1 protein-coding gene is annotated in these 1,391 nt (G+C 73.5%); it reads left to right on the top strand.

The window, feature by feature from the left end:
* The coding region (locus tag x551_RS27845; protein WP_036251649.1) for a Mur ligase family protein at positions 1-1,391 on the top strand (1,391 nt) is incomplete at both ends.

The following is a 1,391-nucleotide window of genomic DNA, read 5'->3' on the forward strand; positions in this document are numbered from 1 at the left end:
CAGGCCGCAGCGTTGGCCCAGGCGCTGCCGGGCGCGACGCTGCACCACGGTTTCGACGCTGGCCTGCTGGACGGCGTGCAGCGCGTGCTGAAGAGCCCGGGCCTGTCGCCGCTGGACCCGGTGCTGGCGCCGCTGCTGGCGCGCGCGGCCGAGCTTGGCGTACCCGTCGAGGGCGAGCTCGACCTGTTCGCGCAGGCCCTGGCCGGGCTGAAGGCCGAACGCGGCTACGCACCCAAGGTGATCGCCATCACCGGCACCAACGGCAAGACCACCACCACGGTGATGTGCGGCCAGCTGATCGAACGCAGCGGATTGCGCGTGGCGGTGGCCGGCAACGTGGGCCCGACGATGCTGGGCACGCTGGCGGCGGCGCTGGAGCAGGAAGGTGAACCGGAATGCCCCTCACCCCAGCCCTCTCCCGCCCCAGGGGGAGAGGGAGACGAACCGCCGGCTCCCACTCCGATCTCAGCGGGAGAGGGCGGGGGTGAGGGCCTTTCCGTGTCCGAACCTGCCGACGACGACGAAGCCCCGCTGCAGCTCGCCCCGCCGCCGCCCGCGGCGCCGGTGTTCGAGCACCTTCCCGAGGCCTGGGTGCTGGAGCTGTCGAGCTTCCAGCTCGACGGCGTGCGCGGCTTCGTGCCGGACGCCGCGGTGGTGCTGAACATCACGCAGGACCACCTCGACTGGCACGGCTCGATGCCGGCCTATGCCGCGGCGAAGGCGCGCATCTACGGCCCGGCCGACGCCTGGGGCTGCACGATGGTGGTCAACCGCGACGACGTGCAGGTCGAGGCCATGGTCCCGGCGCCATTGCCGCAGAAAGGCCGCTTCGCGAAGCCGCTGGCGCGCAAGGTGGTCCGCTTCGGGCTCGACGCGCCGCAGCGCCCCGGCGACTACGGGCTGGTGGTCGAGAACGGCATGGCCTGGCTGGTGCGCGCGCTGGAGGCCGACGAGACGATCAAGCGCCGCAAGGGCGACACCGAGGACGAGGAGATCCACCTGCAGCGCCTGATGCCGGCCGACGCGCTGCGCATCCGCGGCCGCCACAACGCCGCCAATGCGCTGGCCGCGCTGGCGCTGGCCACCGCCATCGGCCGGCCGCTGGCGCCGATGCTGCACGGCCTGCGCGAGTACGGCGGCGAGCCGCACCGCGTGGATTTCGTCGCCACGGTCGGGGGCGTCGAGGCCTACGACGACAGCAAGGGCACCAACGTCGGCGCCACGGTGGCCGCGCTCGAGGGTCTGGGCGCCGACAAGACGCCGGCCAAGCTGGTGGTGATCCTCGGCGGCGACGGCAAGGGCCAGGACTTCACGCCGCTGGTCGCGCCGGTGGCGCGCCATGTGCGCGCGGTGGCGCTGATCGGCCGCGATGCGCCGGCGATCGAGGCGGT

It is taken from the genome of Methylibium sp. T29 (genome assembly GCF_000576205.1).
GTDB classification, from domain to species: Bacteria; Pseudomonadota; Gammaproteobacteria; order Burkholderiales; family Burkholderiaceae_C; genus Methylibium; species Methylibium petroleiphilum.